General features: G+C 51.1%; 16 protein-coding genes. 6 read left to right on the forward strand and 10 right to left on the reverse strand.

The window, feature by feature from the left end; all coding sequences use genetic code 11:
* Positions 1-451 precede the first annotated feature (451 nt).
* Complete coding sequence (locus C7B82_RS28910; RefSeq protein WP_106260574.1) at positions 452-997, forward strand: hypothetical protein; 546 nt, start codon at positions 452-454, stop codon at positions 995-997.
* Positions 998-1,081: 84 nt separating this feature from the next.
* On the opposite strand, the gene petM is transcribed toward C7B82_RS28910, so the two are convergent.
* From petM to C7B82_RS28925, 3 genes are all read right to left on the reverse strand, one after another.
* Entirely contained in the window at positions 1,082-1,183 is a 102-nt protein-coding gene (gene petM, locus C7B82_RS28915; RefSeq protein WP_106260575.1) for a cytochrome b6-f complex subunit PetM, read from the reverse strand.
* Between the two features lie 216 nt (positions 1,184-1,399).
* Positions 1,400-2,170: a photosystem II biogenesis protein Psp29 gene (gene psb29, locus C7B82_RS28920; protein WP_245940146.1), complete on the reverse strand. Its 771-nt coding sequence runs from the start codon at positions 2,168-2,170 to the stop codon at positions 1,400-1,402.
* Positions 2,171-2,327: 157 nt separating this feature from the next.
* Complete coding sequence (locus C7B82_RS28925) at positions 2,328-3,263, reverse strand: LysM peptidoglycan-binding domain-containing M23 family metallopeptidase (RefSeq protein ID WP_181357758.1); 936 nt, start codon at positions 3,261-3,263, stop codon at positions 2,328-2,330.
* A 411-nt stretch (positions 3,264-3,674) separates the two neighbouring features.
* On the opposite strand from C7B82_RS28925, the gene C7B82_RS28930 reads away from it, so the two are divergent.
* Positions 3,675-4,892 carry an HhoA/HhoB/HtrA family serine endopeptidase gene (locus C7B82_RS28930; RefSeq protein WP_106260578.1) on the forward strand — a complete coding sequence of 406 codons (1,218 nt, stop codon included), beginning with the start codon at positions 3,675-3,677 and terminating at the stop codon, positions 4,890-4,892.
* Between the two features lie 142 nt (positions 4,893-5,034).
* Here the strand turns inward: C7B82_RS28930 and sir are convergent, their stop codons facing one another.
* The 4 genes from sir to C7B82_RS28950 form a co-directional block, all read right to left on the reverse strand.
* Positions 5,035-6,996 (reverse strand): sulfite reductase, ferredoxin dependent, encoded by a 1,962-nt coding sequence (sir, locus tag C7B82_RS28935; RefSeq protein ID WP_106260580.1) that lies wholly within the window; start codon positions 6,994-6,996, stop codon positions 5,035-5,037.
* A 282-nt stretch (positions 6,997-7,278) separates the two neighbouring features.
* Entirely contained in the window at positions 7,279-8,106 is an 828-nt protein-coding gene (locus tag C7B82_RS28940) for a histidine kinase (RefSeq protein WP_106260581.1), read from the reverse strand.
* Positions 8,107-8,476: 370 nt separating this feature from the next.
* On the reverse strand, positions 8,477-9,031 hold the full coding sequence (locus tag C7B82_RS28945) for an outer membrane beta-barrel protein (RefSeq protein WP_106260582.1): 555 nt from the start codon (positions 9,029-9,031) through the stop codon (positions 8,477-8,479).
* Between the two features lie 449 nt (positions 9,032-9,480).
* Positions 9,481-10,698, reverse strand: coding sequence for a sensor histidine kinase (locus C7B82_RS28950; protein ID WP_245940147.1), 1,218 nt, complete (start codon positions 10,696-10,698; stop codon positions 9,481-9,483).
* 448 nt (positions 10,699-11,146) lie between these two features.
* Here C7B82_RS28950 and C7B82_RS28955 point away from each other — a divergent pair, with 448 nt between their 5' ends.
* The 4 genes from C7B82_RS28955 (at position 11,147) to C7B82_RS28970 (ending at position 18,094) form a co-directional block, all read left to right on the forward strand.
* Positions 11,147-14,818, forward strand: coding sequence for a response regulator (locus C7B82_RS28955; RefSeq protein ID WP_106260609.1), 3,672 nt, complete (start codon positions 11,147-11,149; stop codon positions 14,816-14,818).
* A gap of 93 nt (positions 14,819-14,911) precedes the next feature.
* Positions 14,912-15,835: a CheR family methyltransferase gene (locus C7B82_RS28960; RefSeq protein WP_245940148.1), complete on the forward strand. Its 924-nt coding sequence runs from the start codon at positions 14,912-14,914 to the stop codon at positions 15,833-15,835.
* Positions 15,835-16,407: a chemotaxis protein CheB gene (locus C7B82_RS28965; protein ID WP_106260583.1), complete on the forward strand. Its 573-nt coding sequence runs from the start codon at positions 15,835-15,837 to the stop codon at positions 16,405-16,407. The genes C7B82_RS28960 and C7B82_RS28965 overlap by 1 nt, the downstream gene beginning before the upstream one ends.
* Before the next feature lie 4 nt (positions 16,408-16,411).
* Positions 16,412-18,094 carry a sensor histidine kinase gene (locus tag C7B82_RS28970; protein ID WP_106260584.1) on the forward strand — a complete coding sequence of 561 codons (1,683 nt, stop codon included), beginning with the start codon at positions 16,412-16,414 and terminating at the stop codon, positions 18,092-18,094.
* Positions 18,095-18,241: 147 nt separating this feature from the next.
* Here the strand turns inward: C7B82_RS28970 and C7B82_RS28975 are convergent, their stop codons facing one another.
* The 3 genes from C7B82_RS28975 to C7B82_RS28985 all read right to left on the reverse strand — a co-directional run bounded on the left by C7B82_RS28975 (position 18,242) and on the right by C7B82_RS28985 (position 21,415).
* Positions 18,242-20,335, reverse strand: coding sequence for an FG-GAP repeat domain-containing protein (locus C7B82_RS28975; RefSeq protein WP_106260586.1), 2,094 nt, complete (start codon positions 20,333-20,335; stop codon positions 18,242-18,244).
* Between the two features lie 234 nt (positions 20,336-20,569).
* Positions 20,570-20,824, reverse strand: coding sequence for a hypothetical protein (locus C7B82_RS28980; RefSeq protein ID WP_106260588.1), 255 nt, complete (start codon positions 20,822-20,824; stop codon positions 20,570-20,572).
* A 357-nt stretch (positions 20,825-21,181) separates the two neighbouring features.
* Positions 21,182-21,415: a Nif11-like leader peptide family natural product precursor gene (locus C7B82_RS28985; protein WP_106260589.1), complete on the reverse strand. Its 234-nt coding sequence runs from the start codon at positions 21,413-21,415 to the stop codon at positions 21,182-21,184.
* Positions 21,416-21,471 lie beyond the last annotated feature (56 nt).

The following is a 21,471-nucleotide window of genomic DNA, read 5'->3' on the forward strand; positions in this document are numbered from 1 at the left end:
GCCAGACGCGCTTGCAGTTGATAACTGAGCAGCGAGAGCCGTGTATGAATCACTACATTCAAGGTTAATGAAGCTGCAACCTGGCACGGCACTCACCGGATGTCTCTTGCACAGACTAAGTAAACGTTTTAAACAATCAACTAAATAAGGATATGTACCTATCGGCTATATTACCCCAGTTTATTAAGTTAAATAAACTTTGTCCGCTGTCTTGTGACGCTTTTTCGACAGATATTTTGAATCAATGACGCAGCTTACTGTCGTAAACTCAGCAAAAGTCTTTGAGGAAAGGTGTTTCCATAGCTAGAACCGTCCTAAATGCTTCGTAGCTGCATGTGCCAATTATTACGAATTTGTTACCAAATCTTGAGCAAATGCTTTCTTGCGGCGATAGCACTCTGTTGCGTAAGCTACAATTCACTAGTTTTACGTAAATTTTTGCGGTTTTACTATGCCAAGGTTCCAGGATTTAGCTACCTGGCAGCAAGCAGAGCAACTCATGCAGCCTGCCTTTATCCGTTTGATTGACAATCTTCGTAAGCAGCTTGAACAGTCAACCTGGCAAGGTACGTACGAAGAGGTGCCGGTTTGGGCTGAAGCGGTGAGTGTAGAGGTTCAATCCAGAGTGGCGCAGTTACAGGGAGCGCTTAAGACTGCTTCGGCCGATGAGGCGATCGTGATCGAGGCTGCCCTGGCACAACTGCCATCTTCCTACCCGGGCTACCATTTGCACCTTCAGCAGCAAGAGCACAGGGTAACGGTAGACCTCTGGAGCCTCTGCTACCAGATTTGTTTTCAGAACTATGACGCTGCGAGCGGAACATCTCACGCTCTTGGAGAAAGCAGCAGCGAGCAAGGAGTAAAAATTGACGGTGATCTATTTGACGACGCTGGAGCTATAGACTGGCATCGTCTTGATCACAAAACTCAGCAACTTGTAGAGCAAACGTTTGCCAACCTGCCTGGCGAAGCGACAACGCATGAAGACTCTAAGTGATTGGAAAACTGGAAAAGTGATTGGAAAACTAGAATATGGTGCAGTAGAGGCAAAAGGTTGAATGTTCACTTTTGCCTGTTGCTGTTACTCTTCGCCACCCTGAAGCTTGAGCAAGAGGAAGCCGACACTGAGACCAATTAGCACCAAAACAGGCGCTAGTAGAGCAGCATTGAGAATTTCACTCATTGATTATGTTCTTCCTTTGGAGTCGGGTTTGGAGTTGATGGAGGTAGCGAGACAAACAGCAGAGGGATTCACGCCCTGTTGAACGCTGCCATGCTCTCGCCAATAGAGAGCATTCTAAACTAGATCGGTACCCTGTTCAGGTCTAGTTGTAAACGTTGTGACTGAAGCCAGCGATGCGTTTAAGTGCTCACCGTATCCGTGCATAACTAGCGATCGCTAGGAACCGGGTGTCGGTTCGCCTTTTGCTTCAGTGGCATCAGACGGGTTAGCGGTATTGGCAGCCATTTTTGCCCGCTCACGGTCTTCTCGCTTTTTGCGCTCTGCTTTCAGCACATCTTCCATGACAATCTGAGCCTGAGCCATTTTCTCAAGATTGCTGCGGTAAAGCTCTAGATCTCTCTGCACCTTGTCTTCAGACAGATTTAAAGCAGCGCAAAGACGCTTGAGTGTCTCATTCAGCTTGGTTTCATCTTTGACTAGATCGGCATCGGCTAGCTCCAGCAAACTGTACAATCCGATCGCGAACAGGCGGCTGTACTTAAAAGCCGAGTTGTGGGCGATCGTGTTTGCCTGCGCTTGCAAATCGTTGAAGTCTGCGATCGACCCCGCTTGCTCTAGCCAGCTAAGGATTGCGTCTACTGACGATCGACTTGCCAGGGCTTTGAGGCGTTCTGCATCGTTTCTAAAGCGCTGGGGATCGTCCTGTAGTGCTTTACAGAGACCATCAAAAATGGAGGCAATATCTTGTTCGGGACGATATGACTGCATGAAGCGATGGAAGGAGGTAAAGACACCCAACGCGTAGAAGGCGTCGTAGTGAAAGTCTACGTTGACCGTCAGCAAATGCATCTCGACCATTAACTCTTCCACCACCCGACGGTAGATCGAATTAATCGGACGAGTATGGATGGTGTAAAAAGCTCTCTTGGTTTCTGAGACGGTGCGGACGTTATTCACAGCAAAAGGATAGGGCAGGACTACTCTCATTCTCGCGCTTGACGGCAAGTTTGCCAACCTTTGGGCAGTGGTGGCAACCCGAGATCGCGCCCAAAACTGACTGAGGGCGCGTCGATCGGTTCATTTAAAGACTCTGGTTGGTGACTGCTAATCTAGCATGACTCTTGTAAGCGCCGCCGTGCTTTACTCACTTCTGCGCTTGAGTCTGTCGCGCAGGAGCATTGAGGACATAAGGTGCGGGATTCTTGGCAACCCATCCAAGTTGAGAGCGCGATCGCACTTCAAAGTGCAAATGCGCTTCCCTGGAACTAGGGTTTCCGGTTCTACCGACCGTTGCGATCGGCTGTCCACGTCTCACCACTTGCCCCACTTTGACCTTAAAACTGGCAAGTTGGGCGTAGCGGGTCTGCAAACCCTCAGCATGGTTGATGACTACCAGATTGCCGTACGCGCCTTGCTTACCCACAAAGGCAACAGTACCATCCGCAACCGTCAGTACTGGCAACCCTACAGGCGCTGCTAGATCAATGCCGCTATGAAAGCCAACCTTACCAGTAATGGGTTGAATACCCCAACCATAAGCAAGCAGTAGTGTCGATCGCGATGGTTTAGACGGCAGCGGATAGGCGTTCAAAATTTGCCCTGGCTGTTCCGCAGCGGGGTTATTGGGAGCCGTTGTCGTCACCACTGGCGACCAGTTTACGCCTGGCACAAAGACAACTTTCGGTGCTGGCTGACAGCCGTTTACCTCAAACAACACATCAGAGCGAACATTATAGGTCTTTGCCACCTCTCGCCAGGTTTGGTTTGGCTTCAGTTCAACCCGAATGCCGTTGTAGGGAGGCACTAAAAGCTCAGCGCCGATCGGTGCTTTGCCGCTACGTAGAACTGGGTTGAACCCCATTAAGGTGGAAGGAATGAGGTTGTATTGCTGCGCGATCCCTTCTAGCGTCTCGCCAGAGGCCACTTTGTGGCGCACTATCCGCAAGAGCGCAGGCGCAGTACAGGTCGCTTGCGCGGCTGTTGGCATTGACTGTACAAGGACTTGCGATCGTGCAGCCTCCACACCTGTCAGGGACATCCCAAAACAGACTGAAAGTGCTAGCCAGTGAAGTCGCTTCATATGAGCCAGGGTTCCAATGGTGACGTGTGCAATGTAAACGCTGCTCTTCCACTTTAGCGTTCTGCCTTTTACGCCCTTCTTCGCAGCACAGCCTTGATCCGGACTTTGGGTCGAAGAGAGTTGGAGGGAAGTGGAGGAAGCAGAGGGCGCAAGGGAAGAAAGTTTTGAGTTACGGCGGTTTTCAGTTGGGTGGAACGCAGCTTTGAATGAGCGGTCAGCGGTCAGCGGTCAGCTTTTTGCTAACCGCTAGGAGAGGATTGTGACTGATGCACTTGCACATGGCTGTCAGTCTTCAGCCTTCTTGAACTCTGCTCCTCCCTTGCTTCCCTTGCTCCCCTTGCCTTCTGTCCTTAGCAGTTACAATAAGCCCATGTTCGAGCTGAGCACCGCTGTTGTTGGGCTACTAAATTTATGAATCTCTCTTTGAAGCAGCTGGCAACCTATGTTTCGCTCCTGGCGATCGGTAGCGGCGCAGGCATTATCGGTGGTCAATATTTGTTGCCTCATGAGCGGATCAGCTCCAATTCTATGGACACGCCAATCGTAAAAGTGCCCAGCAAACCAGCCAGTCAAACCACTACTTCAGCCCCTTCTGCATTGAATAGTCAACTAGGCGGTGCCAACTTTATCGCTACAGCGGTGGAACGGATTGGCCCAGCGGTTGTACGGATTGATGCGGCTCGTAAAGTCGTCAATAGTCTGCCGGACGCTTTCCAAAATCCTCTCTTTCGGCGTTTCTTTGGCGATGAAGTGCCAGTACCGAAAGAGCGTGTCGAACGTGGCACAGGGTCTGGCTTTATTTTGAGCGGGGATGGCCGCTTGCTGACCAATGCTCATGTGGTGACTGGGGCCGATACTGTAGAGGTCACGCTGAAAGATGGTCGCACATTTGAAGGGCGCGTGATCGGGTCTGATGCCGTAACGGATGTAGCCGTCGTCAAGATTAATGCATCAGGGCTGCCAACGGTGCAGATTGGTCGATCGGATAACTTGGTTCCAGGCGAGTGGGCGATCGCGATCGGGAATCCTTTAGGGTTGGACAATACCGTCACTGCTGGGATTATCAGTGCGACAGGACGGTCTAGTTCGCAGGTGGGTGTGCCCGACAAGCGCGTCAGCTTTATTCAAACGGATGCCGCGATTAATCCGGGCAATTCGGGTGGCCCGTTGTTGAATGACCGGGGGGAAGTCATTGGCATTAATACAGCGATTCGAGCAGACGCACAGGGCCTGGGCTTTGCCATTCCGATCGAAATCGCGCAACGGGTTGCCGATCAACTGTTTGCCAAAGGCAAAGTGGAGCACCCCTATCTGGGGATTCAAATGGTTGACCTGACGCCAGCATTACGCAAAGAAATCAATCAAGACGGTGATGCGAAGCTCAAGGTGAACCAGGATCAGGGCGTGTTGATTGTGCGTGTTTTTGATCATTCCCCAGCGGCTCAAGCAGGGATGCGCCAGGGCGATATTATCCAAAAGATTGACGGGAAGCTGGTTAAAACAGCTTCAGATGTACAGGAACGAGTCGAAGCAAGCGCGATCAATAAAGCGTTGTCTGTCGAGGTCTCTCGTGATGGTCAGCAACGCAGCCTCCAACTCAAACCTGCCCCTTTCCCCAGCAAAAGCTGAAGGACTTTCTGGATCACTCCTCTAGAAAAAAGCTCGTTCTATTGAACATCAGTTCGGGATCAGGGAGGGGCAAAACAGATAGGCTGAAAGTACTGCATTCTCAGCCATCTGCTTGCCCCATGCTTGGTCTAGAAAACCTCAGCTATTCTTGCTCCAGACTGCTCAGGTACGCCGCGATCCCAGCGTTTGCCAACTGGCTTGCGGGTTTGCCTTCTCGCAAGGCCGCTGCTTGCAACCGTGCATACACGTCCTCTTGGAGGGTGACGCGGCGACGAATTTTACTGCCAGCTTTCAGCCTCTCACCCTGATCAGCAGAAGGTTCAACCGTTGCGGCCGAGATGCTTTCGGGCTGATATTGCGCCACATATTGATGGATGGACGCTAAGCCCACGCGATCGCAGAAATCGCCAAAGCTTTCTCCAGGCTGACGAGACTGCTTAAAGTAAACAAAGATCGGCTCAAACGCAGTTTCCAGATCGTTGATGTGCAGCTTTTCTAAATACACCTGCGCTAACCGCGTTTGATTGGGAGCCGCGCCCAACCAGATCTGATACGTATCAGGCCCGTTCCCTACAAAGGCGAGTTCTGCCAGATAGGGGCGGGCACAACCATTCGGGCAACCCGTCATCCGGATAACGAAATGCTCGTGCTCTAGCCCAACCCGATCGAGAAGGGTACGAAGGCGATCGAGAATGCTAGGAATGACCCGTTCAGATTCTGCCGTCGCCAGCCCGCAGGTCGGTAAGGCAGGGCATGCCATTGAGTAGCGCACCAGGGGATCAATATCCTCTAAGCCCTTAACGCCACAACGGGTGAGAATGGCCTGAATTTGAGCCTTCTGCGCGGGGACAATATCGTAAAGAATCGCATCCTGGCTGGGCGTTAGCAATAGCGGCAGGTTGAAGGTCTGCACAATCTCCCGTAGTGCCGTCTTGAGCTGTAAGGACTCATCGTCTTTGACGCGCCCGTTTTGAATGGAGATACCCACAAACAGCTTGCCATCACCCTGTTCATGCCAGCCGAGGAAGTCAAGATACTTAAACTCAGGCAACGGTTTGAAGGGTGCGATCGCCTTGCCAAAATAGCTTTCCACTTTCTCGCGGAAGCGATCGACACCCCAATCTTCGATCAGATACTTCATCCGTGCATGACGACGATCGGTGCGATCGCCATAATCGCGCTGGGTTGCCACGATCGCCTTCATCAAGTCATACACATCGGCTTTGTCCACGTAGCCGATCGGGTCAGCAATGCGAGGAAAAGTTTCTTCCTTGTTATGGGTACGTCCCAATCCACCACCCGCGAACACGTTAAACCCTTCTAGCTCACCCTTCGCGTTTGTGAGCACAACGAGGCTGACATCCTGCGAATACAAGTCCACCGAGTTGTCACCTGGCACCGTGACGCTGATTTTGAACTTACGGGGCATGTAGTGCTTGCCGTAGATCGGTTCTTCCGCTTCGTGGGAAAGCGTACCATTACCGTTGCGTTGACGGGCAGCGATCACGGCCGGGCGCTCTTCTGCTGAAATGGCCTTCTCGCCATCCAGCCAGATTTCATAGTAGGCACCTGTTTGAGGCGTTAACAGGTCAGCAATGTTGTTGGCATACTCACGGGCATACTCATACTCCGGGCGGTTTCTGTAGGGAGCCGCAGGAGCCATGACGTTCCGGTTCAGGTCGCCGCAAGCGCCGAGTGTCGAGCCCATGCTTTGGACGATCGCCGCGATTGTAGCCTTCAAGTTCCGTTTGAGCACACCATGAAGCTGGAAACCTTGGCGAGTGGTCGCCCGTATGGTGTGGTTGCCATACTCATCCGCAAGGCGATCGAGGGTCAGGTACAACTCTGGCGGAATGTAACCACCAGGGCTACGCGTCCGCAGCATCATCTGATAATCCTTCTCCTGTCCCTTTAAACGGTTGTCCCGGTTATCTTGCTGATAAGAACCGTGAAACTTCAGAATCTGGATGGCGTCCTCAGTGAAATGCGTTGTGTCTAGCAACAATTCAGACGCAACAGGTTCGCGGAGAAAATGGCTATGGTCTTTGAGGCCTTCAACCTTGGAGGGTTTACGGACAGCGGCGGGCGTTGGAGTATTAACCATCAGAAGGGCGACAAAAGAGGAGTCAACGAATTACTACTGCGATCGTGGGGATTACCAAAATCCCAGCAAGACGGTCGGAATAATGTAAATACCACACGATCCTATCACTGCTTTCCTTATTCAGACATGTCCCAACCGCTTCGCGAGTAGTGAAGACATGAATGTTTAAAAGTCAGACTTTGACGATTGTAACGTTGAACGCCATAGATTATCGCCCTCAGGCCGAAGCCCAGGGCGATAATCTATGGTCAATGACCCAGAAGTCGTTGTTGCTGTAAGCGTCTATGGTTCGATGCGATCGCGTGGCGCTGGGGGAAGCTGAGGTGTAGGGCGATCGGGCGTATCATCCTCCTCTCTCACCGTCTCAGAAGCACGGCGCAACAGAGCGCTTAACAGGTTGCGGACTTCACGTTCTCGGCGGGCAAGAGCGGCTCCCGCTTCACCAATTTGCTGTTCAAGCTGAGCAAACTTTTGGTCTGCCTGCCCCTTCGCCGCTTCAGCTTTGGGACGCGCCTTACTGTACCAATGCTTAGCGTCGTCTAAATGCTCTTGTGCCTGATCGTAATAAGACTCAGAACGAGCCGCTAAGGTCGCACGCAAAATTGCTGCCTGAGCCTGCAGTTGAGCGTAGCGTTTTTTCAGCAGAGAGGCTTCTTCACTGTTCTGGACAGTCGCGATCGCTTCTTCAACCAGTGCTTTAACTTTGTCTGGCGCTGTGTTGGCCGCTTCTTGAACACCTTCTAAGCCAGTCGTAATTTCCTGTTCCAGTGCTTCTTGCTGGGCCGAAAGTTTGGTTTGCAGTCGTTTTACTTCTGCTTCGGTTTCAGCAATTTTTTGCTGACGCGCACTGCTAATCCCATCCACAATGCCTTCAATGGAGGCCGCAATTTCGTCTTTGGTTTCCTTGCCGCTTTCTTGCAAACCTGTGATCGCAGACGAGAAGACATCTTTCACAATGGAACGAAAATCACCAGAACCTTCCTTAAATTCAGCGGTGACTTGTGAAACGGCAGCACGCAAAATAGCGCGGATGCGATCGCTACGCAATTTGCCGACTTCTTTTACCTGCTTCAGTTCGGTTGAAAGCTTATCTTTCACTGGAGTAGACATAGTTACAAACTCCTAAATTAATTAGTTAGCATCAGCCAGATCAAAGACGCGTTCAACTTCAAAAATCTTGCGATCTCTTATCCAATAACGATGCTCAAAAGTGAGCCTTTGAAACTGTGCTTTTATCAGCGCTGTCTGACTGCTTACCTCCATCCTGACAAAGACCCTGGCTGTTAGCGTCCCTCCTACGGTAGGAAAGCCGTCCTAAAACGAGTGGTAAAAACCGAAGGCTGACGGTGAGACTGAGATCGAGGCGTCAACGATCGGCAAAAAAACGGAGGGCACAAAGAATGATTCTTTGTGCCCTCCGCATCCTGTCAATCAAATGAGCCCATTGGCATAGAACCAAGCAGCATCAGCTAACCAGAGACTAGAAGCGATAACCAACACCGGCCTGGAAGCTGACCGCATCAGCAGAGCTGTTCTTATACGCATCAATGCCCCATTTCGCATCACCATAAACAACAACGTTTCTGCCAAGTCCGGCTTCAGCGCCAGCAGTCAGAACAGGAGCATTTTTGTTGCCTAAGGGTGATGGCTTGCCTTCCTTATCGGCAAAGGAGTAGCCAGCACCAGCGTAGATATTAGCGTTGCTGGAAACGGGTAGATCGTACGTCAGGAGTGGCATAATCGCTGCACTTTCACCACTAAACAAAACGGCGCCTCTCACAGAAACTGGCGCATTGGGAATGGCGAAACGACCTTGAATATTGCCGCCGATCGTAGCAGCATCGCCACTTTGCCCACCATTGGTGACGCCAGAAGAAACGCCAGCGCCAATATAGCTATCGTTAAAGGTAATGGGTTGGGCAGAAGCGTTGCCGGCAAAGATCACGGCAGGCGAGATCGCCAAAGCGGATAGGGCAACAAGACCAGCAGGCAGGGCTTTGCGAAGGGCTGATGAAAGAGTTTGAGAGAGTAGCATGGTAGAGTTCCTCACAAGGTTAGGGTGTTGAATCCAGCTAAATCTAAAGTCGAAAAACGTGTGAGATATGTTCCAGAGATTACCATCAACCAAATGCCATCTGGAGTAATAGCTTCACTAGCAGGCAGAAACAGTTGAGTGTGCTCTCTTAAAAGAGTAATACCGCTCATTTGAAACGTAAAAGCTAGCAAACTCTTCTGTCTTAGGTATAGCGTTTTGCTTGAATTAGCTGTCTCTTAGAAGAGTCTGTTCTCCAACTGTCACAAACAGTTTACATACAAAAAGCGATCACCTTACTAATAGGAACCTCAGGGTTTAATTAGTTCACCCAGTCGGATGTAGTAGCCACATTTAAACTGTGCTAAGTCAATCCTAAAGCATTCATGAACGCAAAGACCTCCGAGTTCTTTGCGCACTCGGAGGCCTACAAGCTTCAGCGACGATCGCGCTCAGGCAATCGTTATCTCTAGCGGTAACACAACCGTAAACGTAGACCCAACGCCAACTTCCGAGGTCAAACTAATTTCGCCTTGCAGCAATTTCACCATGCGAGCCACAATCGCCAGACCCAATCCTGTACTATTCGGCAGTCGATCGAGTGCAGACGGCAGCACCTGAAAGAAGGGCTCAAAAATGTGGGGCTGATCGTTCGGCGCAATGCCAATACCCGTATCGCTCACCGCGATCGACCACCAGCCATCAGACAGCAACCGGGTCTGGATCGTCACACTGCCAGCTTCGGTGTAGCGTATAGCATTGCTAGCAAGATTCATCAGAATCTGCTGCAGGCGGAACGGATCAGTCATCACGCGATCGGGTGCCCGCTCATCGTCTAGCACCAGCTTTAAGTTGTTAGCCGTTGCTAAGGGCTGTATGACCTCAGCAACTGTTTGAAGGATGCCACGCACATCGGTCGACTCCAACCGCAGCGTCATCTGCCCCGCTTCGTACCGCGACATTTCTAATGTGTCGTTGATCAGGCGTAAAAGCTGGCGACTATTCCGTACAACGCGCTCAATATGTTCCAAACTATGTAGCGTGTCACGCACGGCTGGCTGACGCTGCTGCCGCAAAAAGAGTTCGGAGTAGCCAATGATCGAGGTCAATGGGGTTTTCAGCTCATGCGCGAGCACCGACAGATTCTCCTGATTCGACTGCACCAAACGATCCAGTTCCTGGTGCGTCAGGAGAAGTTGTCCCCGGAGCTTCTCCAATTCATGCAGACGTTCACCAACATAGCTTTTGAAGCACTGGGCGATCGCGCCATCCACAACGGCATTAATCAGAGAGACGGCTCGCAGTACCTCTTCAGCAGTCCGTTCCAGTAAGGGCACCTGCAGTACCTGGAGAATTTTCGCACGCAGTAGATGGTATTCTCGGGCTATTTCAGTGGGGTCAAACCCTTGCTCAGCACGAAGAGCACCATGCTTGAGACTGGCCTGGATGATGGTTGAAATATCGCTTTCCTGAGTGTCTGCCAGCACCGTTGCCAACGCCGCCAGAATATAGGGGATATGGTCACGAATGGCGGTTGGCAAAAGCGGATCAGCACTTTTAATCTGCTGATCCTGGAAAACGGCTTCAACCCACTCTTCTGTAATGATGTGCGATCGCTCAGTGAGCAATTGGCTCAAATCAGACATTGGCGATAACTGAGAAATAGCCATACAGATCACCCGCTTGAAGCAAATCTATCTTCTGAAGAAAAAAGCCCTTTAGCACGGGTATTTCACCGCTCAAAATGTAGACATCTATTCTACCTTAGGGCTGATCTTTGCGGCTATGGTCGTCAGGCTCACCAGGAAAAACCTAGTGTTGATAGCTAACTCAGCCATTTTTGACTGGACTTTACCTGCTTGATCCGATCGCTCAGTCGCATTTACCCTTTAGATAGGAAGAACATGAACTTACAATAAAAGACCGGGACAAGGTAATGGGAAAGGATCAACAGTAGCGCAGCAAAGGCGGTTTGCATACAGGCTTCAGCCTTCGACATACCGCTTGAGGTCATGAGCTGAAACATACCTACAGTAGAGACGGCTGCAACAGCCATCACGTTTGCTTGCCTTGCCCTGTCCTGCGTCCCATGACTTTAGTTATCTTTCGTCGATCGCCATGCTAAATCGCTTGAAAATTGGTACCAAAATCGGAGCCAGCTTTGCACTGGGTTTACTCTTTTTCGTAGCGCTCTCAGCCATCTCCTACCGTAGTACCCATCAGTTAATTGGCACTGCCGAGCGCGAATCACATACGTATGAAGTGATTGGACAAATAGAAGACCTCTTATCGCACTTAAAAGACGCGGAAACAGGGCAGCGTGGCTATGTGATTACGGGCGACGAAAAATATCTGGAGCCTTATAACGCGGCTGTTCGCGTGCTTGATGGCAGAACCAGAGAGCGACTGCGTGTGTTGATTCAAGATAATCCTACGCAGCAGCAGCGCCTGGAAACGGTAGACCCAATCATCACAGCCAAGCTCACTGAGTTGGATGAGAGCATTAGGCTACGCCGGCAACAGGGGTTTACCGCTGCCCAAAAAGCGGTTCAAACGGATCGTGGCAGCCAACTGATGGGCAACATCCGGAGAATACTCTTAGAGATGGAAGTTGAAGAGCGAAAGCTCCTAAAGCAACGATCTCAAGACGCTGCTGCCGCCGCCAAACAAACCACCGATAGCGTCACCTATGGCATTCCCGTTTACTCGCTGCTGTTGGTTCTCATTGGCTGGGCGTTAGCGCGACATATTTCGCGGCCATTGCGCCACGTTTCCGAAGTGGCCGATCGCATTGGTGACGGTGATTTAGATGTCAGTGTACCGACGAGCGATCGGCAGGATGAGATTGGCACGCTCACGCGCACCTTTAACCAGATGATCACCAATCTACGCGATACCAATCGACGGAACGACGAGCAAACCTGGCTGAAGTCAAACCTGGCAGACGTTGGACGCATGCTTCAGGGACAGCGCGATCAAGAAGCCGTCGCCCGTCAGATCCTCTCCAAGCTGGCACCCCTCATTGGCGCACAGCAAGGCGTTTTCTACTTGATGGAGACCGACACCCATCCGCCCCAGCTAAAGTTGCTTAGTAGCTACGCCTATCGGGAACGCAAGCATCTGGCTAATCAGTTCCGGTTGGGTGAAGGGCTGGTGGGGCAATGCGCTCTAGAAAAACAGCGCATTCTGCTCACCGACGTGCCCAGCGACTACATTCGCATTGCGTCTGGCTTGGGTGAAGCGCCACCCCTCAACATTGTGGTGTTGCCGATTCTGTTTGAGCAAGCAGTGACTGGAGTAATGGAATTGGCATCTCTGCAACGGTTTAATGAGATCCAACTGACGTTGTTAGATGAGGTAAGTGAGAGCATTGGCGCAGTGCTGAATACGATCGCCGCCGACCTTCGCACAAATGAACTGCTGCAAGAATCCCAGACCCTCACCGAGGAACTACAGCAGCAGCAAGATGAAATTCAAGAAAGCAGCCGCTTGCTCGAAGAACAAACCGAAACGCTGCGTTTATCGGAAGCACAACTGAAAGAGCAACAGGAAGAGCTGCAGCAGACAAACGAAGAACTGCAGCAATTGAACGAAGAACTGGAAGAAAAAGCTCAACTGCTGGCAGAACAAAAGCAAGAGGGCGAGCAGAAGAATCAAGCGATCGAACTGGCGAGACAGGCGATCGAAGAAAAAGCCGCACAGCTGACCCTCAGCTCTCGCTACAAGTCTGAGTTTCTCGCCAATATGTCGCACGAGCTGCGCACCCCGCTCAATAGTTTGCTGATCCTGGCACGCCTGTTGAGTGAGAACGGCGACGGTAACTTGACCGATAAACAGGTGGAATACAGCCGCACGATTCACGCGGCTGGTAGCGACCTACTCGAACTAATCAACGAAATTCTCGATCTAGCCAAAATTGAATCGGGCACTATCTCCATCGATGTTGAAGACCTCCGCTTAACCGATTTACAGCAATTCCTGGAGCGCACGTTTCAGCAGGTGGCCCACGATGTGGAGCTGGAGTTTCGCGTCGAGTTAGACCCAGCCTTGCCCCCATCCATACAGACTGACCCCAAACGTCTGCAGCAAATTCTCAAGAACCTTTTATCTAATGCTTTTAAGTTCACTGAGCATGGCAGCGTGACCGTACAGATTACCCCTGCAGCGGACGATCGCGCGCCGCTGTTCGCCAACAATCCAGAACCCATGATTGCCTTTGCCGTCACCGACACTGGCGTTGGCATTGCCCCTGAAAAACAAGCCGTGATTTTTGAAGCGTTTCAGCAAGCCGATGGCACTACCAGCCGCAAATATGGCGGAACTGGGCTCGGCTTGTCAATCAGCCGCGAACTGGCTCAACGACTGGGCGGTCGCATTGAGCTGACTAGTCAACCAGGACAGGGAAGTACTTTCACGCTGGTGCTGCTAATGGGAGAGGGGAGAGAGGAGAGAGGAGAGAGGGATGAGAAGAGAGAAGGGAGGAGAGAAGAGCGGTCAGCGGTCAGCCGTCAGCCATCAGCTTTTAAAACTCACTCGCAACCGCCACTCACGCCTCACGCCTCAACCCTTACCGCTCCCAACGAAGTTGATGACGATCGCGCCCTGATTCAGCCTGGCGATCGGGTGTTGCTAATCATTGAAGATGATCAGCACTTTGCCCGCATTCTGATGGAGATGGCGCGTCAGCAAGGCTTCAGAGTGTTGGCTTCATTACGGAGTCAGCCAGGGCTGGCGCTGGCACAGGTCTTTAAGCCCGATGCCATCATGCTAGATATCCGTCTACCGGATATGGATGGCTGGACGGTGCTCGATCGGCTGAAGCATGACCCAGAGACACGTCACATTCCAGTGCATATTCTCTCGGTTGACGATGAACAGCAGCGCAGCTTGCAATTGGGCGCGATCGCCTACCTGCAAAAACCCGTCTCGCCACAAGCCCTGACACAAGCTCTTGTCAATATCAAAGGGTTTGTGGAACGTCCGGTGAAGAACCTGTTGGTAGTGGAAGACGATCCAGTACAGGCACAAAGCATTCGAGCACTCATTGGCAATGGCGATGTTTCGACAACCATCGTGGGGACAGGAGCCGCAGCACTGGCAACGTTGCGATCGAGCCTCTTTGATTGTGTCGTGTTGGATCTCGGTTTGCCCGACATGACTGGCTTCGACTTGATCGAGCAAATTAAACAACAGCCAGAGTTCTTGCGGCTACCCATCATTGTCTACACAGGCAGAGAACTCACCCAGCAGCAGGAAACACAGCTCAGACGACTGGCAGAAACCATCATCGTTAAGGATGTACGATCGCCTGAACGGCTGCTTGATGAAACCGCCCTCTTCTTACATCGAGTCCAGGCAGCGTTGCCGGAGTCGAAGCGACAAATGCTGGAGCAATTGCATCAGAGTGATCCAGTGCTGGCGCACAAAAAGGTGCTGATTGTGGATGATGATGTACGCAATATTTTTGCCCTTACCAGCCTGCTAGAACGCTACCAGATGCAAGTGTCCTACGCTGAGAACGGGGTTGATGGCATTGCGTCACTCCAAAACCATCCCGACATTGATGTGGTATTGATGGATGTCATGATGCCGGAACTGGATGGCTATGAAAGCACGCGAGCCATTCGTCAGATCGACTCCTTTCGCTCCTTACCCATCATTGCCTTGACGGCAAAAGCCATGCAGGGCGATCGTGAAAAGTGTCTGGAAGCAGGCGCGTCAGACTATATCACCAAACCCGTTGATACCGAACAGTTACTCTCTTTACTGCGGGTGTGGCTCTACCGTTAAGCGCTCGTATCGCTATCGCTCACGATCTGGCGTTGCTGAATCTGGGGGGCATCCCCTTGCCAGCACTTTCTATCTTTAGGTAGTGCTAAGAGCATGCTGAAACCTGTTACGTTCGATGGGTTAATCTATCTCAAGCTGTACACCACAGGTTGTAGATTTGGAGTCAGTATTTTTAATGACGAACCCATGGCTCCGCCCGATCCTAATTTAGAAGAGATTGAGGTTCAGTTGCTTTTAGAGGGCATCTACCGCTATTACGGCTTTGACTTCCGAGACTATGCGCTTTCATCGATGAAGCGACGTATTCGCAAAATTTTGGCCGCAGAAGCATTGCCAAACATCTCTGCGCTGCAAGATCGTTTGTTGCACGATGCGGGCTGTTTTGAACGGTTTTTGCTTGGTTTAACGGTCAATGTCACGTCGATGTATCGTGACCCTAGCTTTTTTGCGTCCTTTCGAGAGACGATCGTACCGCTGCTACGCACCTATCCTTTTATTCGCGTCTGGCATGCCGGTTGTTCGACCGGACAGGAAGTCTATTCGCTGGCTATTCTGTTGCAGGAAGAAGGGCTGTATCATCGCTGTCGCCTTTACGCAACCGATACCAATGAGCTTGTTTTACAGAAAGCAAAACAAGGTATTTATCCGATCGCACTCATGCAGGAATACACACAGCTTTATTTGAAAGCAGGCGGCAAGCGATCGTTCTCCGAGTACTACACAGCGGGTTACGGTAACGCCATCTTTCGCTCATCCTTGAAAGAAAATATTGTCTTTTCACAACACAATTTGGCGACCGATCATTCCTTTAATGAGTTCAACGTCATTCTTTGCCGTAACGTTTTAATTTATTTCAACCGCACGCTGCAACAACGGGTACATCAACTGTTTTACGATAGTCTCTGTTCGTTTGGCATCTTGGGTTTGGGGCGACGAGAGTCACTAAAATTGTCGCCTTACGAGCCCTGTTATGAAGAAGTGGTCAAGGGAGAGCGGCTCTATCGGAGGCTCGACTAATGGCGTTTGAATTGGTCGTCATTGGCACGTCCCTTGGTGGGTTGTCGGCGCTTAAAGTGCTGTTAGGTGGCCTGGCAGACCCCTTTCCACTAGCGATCGCGGTCGTGCAACATCGGCACAAAGAATCTGGCCATGTAATGAGTGAATACATGCAGCAGTACACAACTCTACCCGTGCTTGAAGCAGAAGATAAAGACGAACTGCTACCAGGGCATATTTATCTCGCTCCAGCCGACTATCACCTGCTCATCGAATGGGGTTATCTAACGCTCTCAGTGGACGAACCCGTCTGCTTTGCCCGACCCTCGATCGACGTGTTGTTTGAATCAGCCGCCGATGCCTATGCCGATCGCGCCATTGGCATCATCTTAACGGGAGCCAATCGTGATGGTACCAACGGTCTGGCACGCATTAAAGCCTGCGGTGGGCTAACGATAGTCCAAGATCCAGCAACGGCTGAAACGGGCATGATGCCCCAAGCCGCGATCGCCACAACGAAGGTGGATGCAATCTTACCGCTGCCAGACATTGCACCTTACCTGGTCAATCTGTTATCTCGTGTGCGGAGTTAATGCCATGACGTTGCCATCTACAGTCAACATTCTCCTTGTTGATGATCACCCAGAGAATTTGCTCGCGTTGGAGGCGGTTTTGGGCAACCTGGGCGCAACGCTAGTGCGGGCAAATTCTGGACAGGAGGCGTTACGGTGCCTGTTAAATCAGGATTTTGCTGTCATTTTGCTGGATGTCCAGATGCCTGATATGGATGGCTTTGAAACAGCAACGCTGATCCGTAGTCGAGAGCGATCGCGCCAGACACCCATCATTTTTCTCACGGCCTTTAGTACCAGCGAACAGCTTATGTTCAAGGGTTACTCGTTAGGCGCGGTGGATTATCTGCACAAGCCAATCAACGCCAGTATTTTGACCTCTAAGGTAACGGTCTTTGTTGATTTATTTCGCAAAACTGAAGCAGTTAAGGCACAGGCAGCACAACTTACCACGATTAACGCTGAATTAAGTGAAAGTGAAGAACGGTTTCGCTCTCTCAGCGCCTATGCGCCAGTCGGTATTTTTATGAACGATACGACTGGCTCCTGCACCTACACGAATCCCTGCCTGCAAACAATCGGCGACTTTACGTTCTCAGAGGGGCTCGGCGACGGTTGGACAACACGCATCCATGTGGACGATCGCGATCGCGTGGTGAAAGAATGGCAGGCTTACACAAACGGTCATGCCTCTGAGCATGCCACTGAGTACCGTTTTCAGCACCGTGATGGCAATGTACGCTGGGTCTACGCCCGTTGCTCGCCGCTGTTTTCTGATTTATGCGAACTGACTGGGTATGTTGGCACTGTTGAAGACCTTACAGAACGTAGACAGGCAGAAGAAGCCCGTACGCAGGTTTTTCGCGAACAAGCAGCACGAAAAGAAGCAGAAGCAGCCAACCGCATGAAAGATGAGTTTCTCGCCGTGCTCTCTCACGAACTCCGAACACCGCTCAACTCGATGCTAGGCTGGTCTCGCTTGCTGCGCACACGCCAATTAGACGATGAGACCGTCACCCGTGCGCTAGAAACCATTGAACGCAACGCTTTAGCACAAGCACAGTTAATCGACGACATTCTGGATGTCTCGCAAATTGTACGCGGCAAACTGCGGCTACAGTGTCAGGCGTTGAACCTGGCAGCAGTGGTTGAAGGAGCGATTGAATCCGTCCGCCCGATGCTTGAAGTCAAGGCCATTCAGCTAGAGTCGTTTCTTGATCCAGCGGTTGGGCAGGTTTGGGGCGATTCTGTTCGGTTACAACAAGTGGTGTGGAACCTGCTGACCAATGCCATCAAATTTACGCCTGCAAACGGCACCGTTACAGTGCGGTTAGCAGTTATGCAGTCGCAATTAGCAGCCGACAGCAGACAGAACCCCAGCAAACACTACACCCAAATCAGCATCAGCGATACAGGCAGTGGCATTCATCCAGAGTTTTTACCACACGTGTTTGATCGCTTTCGGCAGGCAGACAGCACGACCAGTCGCCCTCAAAATGGACTAGGGTTGGGGTTGGCGATCGTGCGGCATCTGGTCGAACAGCATGAGGGCAGTGTGCATGCAGAGAGTGAAGGCGTCGATCAAGGATCGACATTCACCGTCACCTTACCGCTCTTAAATACCAAGACCGAGGTGAATGGCTATGTCACAAGGCCCAGCAGTAAAACGGGCGCAACTCAGAGCGACTCTTCCCGCAATACCATATGACCTCATTAGAGTCTGAGATAGTAGCACTAGCCTTTCTCTAAGCATGGTTACGCTAAGAGCGTATCTAAAAACTGTCCACGCCTAGAACAGCAATCAGCTATGACGCCAATGCCGATTACCGACTACTGACTATCGACTACTCTCCTATTAAGCATTAAACCCATAAACGCGATAGCCACTATCGGCAAGCATGGCGTAGTCTATGGTGCTGGGGGCATACAGGCGATAGAGCCACCCATAAGACAGGATGGATTGAACGCTATCCGCAGGATGGGAATAATCATAGGTGCCCGTCACAGGGTTGGCTCCGTTCTGAGCTTGCAGAGGCACGTAGTTGCCGCCATTGGCTGCCCTAGCATATTCTCCTTTGAAAACAGCTGTCTGAGGAGTTGAGCGATCCGTCAGGTTATAGCCTTGCCAGTTCAGCCCAACGAGGCCGAGCACATGCCCAATCTCATGCGTCACGACCTGGTACAGCAGCCAGCCCGTGGGATCATTAGTAGCAGAAAAGGTATCAGCATTGATTGCAATCTGTCCGACCCGCGGCATCAAGTCTGGAGAAGAAATCCAACCACCAAACTCATAATCAGGGCCACCATTGGCGGCTTCCAGCCCAGCGTTCCCCTGGTAAGGATTCAGAAAAATGAGCAGATCATCAACGTAACGTTTGCTCGTAAAGCTATAAGAACGACTGGAGTTAGCACCCAACTTACTGATCGTGCTGTTGAGCTGGAAATTAGTCCACTCGCTGGCAATTTGCGCAGCCCAATCATTAGCGGCTTTTTGGGCGATCGCCCGATGCTCAGGTGTCCAAAAGCCAAACGGGTCATTGCGGAAATCCAAATCAATGTTGAAGCGCGTCGGATCAGGAGCATAGGTATTGGTCACTTTGCCCAGTTCGTAAACAGCGCTACCCGCTAAACCACCGCTGAGCGTATAGCTAACGGTATTGCCTAGCAAACGATCGGCACTAGAGTTGTCAGCTTCAGCGATAAACGACACCGTGCGCACCGCTTTCCAATCTTGAGGGGTAAACGTAAGCGTGTTTTGCGTCCCATTCACAACCGTGCTATCAGCATCCACCACCACAAAGCTGCCCGTCGAGAAAGTGAGGGTCACATTCGTAGTGGGAGCCTGCGTCAATTCCACTTTAAACGTCCCACCATCACCTTCTTGACCACTAAATGCGAAATTACTAATTTTGATTGGGTTGGAAGCGATCAACGTATCTTGTAGAGCAATCCGCCAATTCAAGTCACTCACTGCTGGCAGATTAGCCGCTTGGTTCGTATCCTTAAGGTCATCCAGGAACCAAACCCCATTTTGCCCGGTCGCAACGTTACGCCAAAAAATGTCCGTTTTGCCATCGTTATTGCTATCGCCAGCACCCTGAATTTGCCAGTTCACGTCGCTAACCGTAGTCAAAAAAGTGGTGCTTGCAATCGTCATGTTGCTCCACGTGGTGCCGCCCAATGACCAGATAAACGTCTCACCGGAAAGGTCATTGCGCCACAGAATTTCTGGCTTGCCATCGCGGTTAAAGTCTGCTGCTGCCTGAATTCTGAGATTGGTTCCTAAGGCGCTTGGTAGGTAAGCTGTGTTGCTTACGGTCGTGCCATTGAGTGCCCAAATTGCATTCTCCCCAGTCGCATAATTACGCCAGAGAAGATCGGGCTTCCCATCACCCGTAAAATCTGCCGTACCTTGAATTTGCCAATTAGAGCTTGCAAGTGGAGTCAAAAAGACGCTTGAGTGCAATGCAGCACCATCCATGAGCCAGATCACATTCTGCCCAGTCGCATAGTTGCGCCACACAATATCGGTCTTACCATCACCGTTAAAATCATTTGCCCCCTCTATGCGCCAATTGATGTCGCCAACTGTCGTCAACGATGCACTAGAGAGCCGATCCGCGCCCTTCATAAACCAAATGACATTCTCTCCAGTGGCATAGTTGCGCCAAAGCAAATCCGTCTGACCATCATTATTGAAATCTGCCCCCACGTTAAGGGAACGTGGGGCCGAAGACGCAGTCGGCACCGTTGGCACCACAGCTGGCTGCGAATCAGGAGTCGCAGCACTCGCTCCAGAAGCACTGGATGGGCTGAGGCTTAGCGTACTCAAGTCACTGGTAGGGCTGCTTGGGCTCACTAACTGACTGGTCGCCAGTATCGCTGCGGCTGAGGATAGGCCAGAGGATGAGGCAATGTCGGAGGCACGATTATGGCGATCGGCGAACATTGGGCAACCTAAACGATTTATTGTCTTACTTTATACCGTTTTTATTCATCACCCTGCAATATCCCCTAAGTTAAAACGCTTTTTCACATCTACATTGAAGGTTCTGTAAAGACAATCCATTGCTCTGTGAAGGATGCTATGTCTAACGATGGCTCGCACCCGGATAGTGAGCGAAACTCAAAATGACTATCCAATTCTAGTCGGCACCCTTCTCAGTAGAATGTGTTCATTGACTCACCGTACCAACGAGATATACCGAGCCAAAATACTCATCACTTCACCAGCGTTAGGCCCAGGCAACAATGGGCTCCACTCACGCACTTCAGCAAACCGCAGGCGATGCAAGGTTTGAATCGTGTTCGTCACGCCTTGGCGAGAACCAATGACTAAAATGCGCAAAGGTTCACGATCGGACGTTTGCTCTTTAGGCGTTGTGTTAACGACAAGAGGAGAGGCGTCATTGGCAGAAAGCAAGAAATTTTCAGGCATTGTGCTAACCCAGGATGGCATAAACATTGTCTTAACTACCGCGTGCTATAGCTGTCGTCACAGAGCTTAAGGCGTTGAGATCAAAAGGCAGCCAGGAGTTCCACTCCCGCACCCCGTCCCAACCCATGTGAACGACTGCTCTAACGCCAGACAGGGCTGAGGAAACAGGGCATAGCCACACCCTCAAATGACGCTATGCAGCTAAAATCACACGGCAACTTAAAACAAGTTACACGGTAAAGCTTAAAAAGTCAAAAGATAAGCGATCTGCATGTAGCCACACTACTGACAGTAGAGGCGCAAGCAGTCAACGAAGCATATTGGGCGCAATGTTCTGATAGCTGAGCGTCCTGCTGCTTAAACCCAACTAATGCTGCGTAGCCATTTCCACACACCCGTGTTGCGCCTGACCATGATGCCCTGGCTTTGTTCTTTCGCGATCGCCATCAGCTCATCGGTGCTAAAGCTATAGCCGAGTTGTTCCGTGATTCTCAAAAAGTCGTCTGGATTCGTCACGCCTTCAAACCGATCGCGCAACGTCTCGTCATAGGCAACCGCTTCAAGAAATCGATTCGCACTTTCTATAGACATCCCTGAGCCTCCTGCTATGGCATTTCTACCTATTTTCACGATCGTTCCTACCGTTA

Source organism: Stenomitos frigidus ULC18, assembly GCF_003003795.1.
Taxonomy (GTDB): domain Bacteria; phylum Cyanobacteriota; class Cyanobacteriia; order Leptolyngbyales; family Leptolyngbyaceae; genus Stenomitos; species Stenomitos frigidus_A.

Excerpts from the sequence above, each read along its gene's own strand:
- C7B82_RS28985 (WP_106260589.1), bottom strand. The coding sequence starts at position 21,415 with ATGTCTATAGAAAGTGCGAATCGATTTCTTGAAGCGGTTGCCTATGAC.
- petM (WP_106260575.1), bottom strand. The coding sequence starts at position 1,183 with ATGAGTGAAATTCTCAATGCTGCTCTACTAGCGCCTGTTTTGGTGCTA.
- psb29 (WP_245940146.1), bottom strand. The coding sequence starts at position 2,170 with ATGAGAGTAGTCCTGCCCTATCCTTTTGCTGTGAATAACGTCCGCACC.
- C7B82_RS28940 (WP_106260581.1), bottom strand. The coding sequence starts at position 8,106 with ATGTCTACTCCAGTGAAAGATAAGCTTTCAACCGAACTGAAGCAGGTA.
- C7B82_RS28970 (WP_106260584.1), top strand. The coding sequence starts at position 16,412 with ATGACGTTGCCATCTACAGTCAACATTCTCCTTGTTGATGATCACCCA.
- C7B82_RS28975 (WP_106260586.1), bottom strand. The coding sequence starts at position 20,335 with ATGTTCGCCGATCGCCATAATCGTGCCTCCGACATTGCCTCATCCTCT.
- C7B82_RS28980 (WP_106260588.1), bottom strand. The coding sequence starts at position 20,824 with ATGCCTGAAAATTTCTTGCTTTCTGCCAATGACGCCTCTCCTCTTGTC.
- C7B82_RS28910 (WP_106260574.1), top strand. The coding sequence starts at position 452 with ATGCCAAGGTTCCAGGATTTAGCTACCTGGCAGCAAGCAGAGCAACTC.
- C7B82_RS28945 (WP_106260582.1), bottom strand. The coding sequence starts at position 9,031 with ATGCTACTCTCTCAAACTCTTTCATCAGCCCTTCGCAAAGCCCTGCCT.
- sir (WP_106260580.1), bottom strand. The coding sequence starts at position 6,996 with ATGGTTAATACTCCAACGCCCGCCGCTGTCCGTAAACCCTCCAAGGTT.
- C7B82_RS28955 (WP_106260609.1), top strand. The coding sequence starts at position 11,147 with ATGCTAAATCGCTTGAAAATTGGTACCAAAATCGGAGCCAGCTTTGCA.
- C7B82_RS28930 (WP_106260578.1), top strand. The coding sequence starts at position 3,675 with ATGAATCTCTCTTTGAAGCAGCTGGCAACCTATGTTTCGCTCCTGGCG.
- C7B82_RS28925 (WP_181357758.1), bottom strand. The coding sequence starts at position 3,263 with ATGAAGCGACTTCACTGGCTAGCACTTTCAGTCTGTTTTGGGATGTCC.
- C7B82_RS28960 (WP_245940148.1), top strand. The coding sequence starts at position 14,912 with ATGCTGAAACCTGTTACGTTCGATGGGTTAATCTATCTCAAGCTGTAC.
- C7B82_RS28950 (WP_245940147.1), bottom strand. The coding sequence starts at position 10,698 with ATGGCTATTTCTCAGTTATCGCCAATGTCTGATTTGAGCCAATTGCTC.
- C7B82_RS28965 (WP_106260583.1), top strand. The coding sequence starts at position 15,835 with ATGGCGTTTGAATTGGTCGTCATTGGCACGTCCCTTGGTGGGTTGTCG.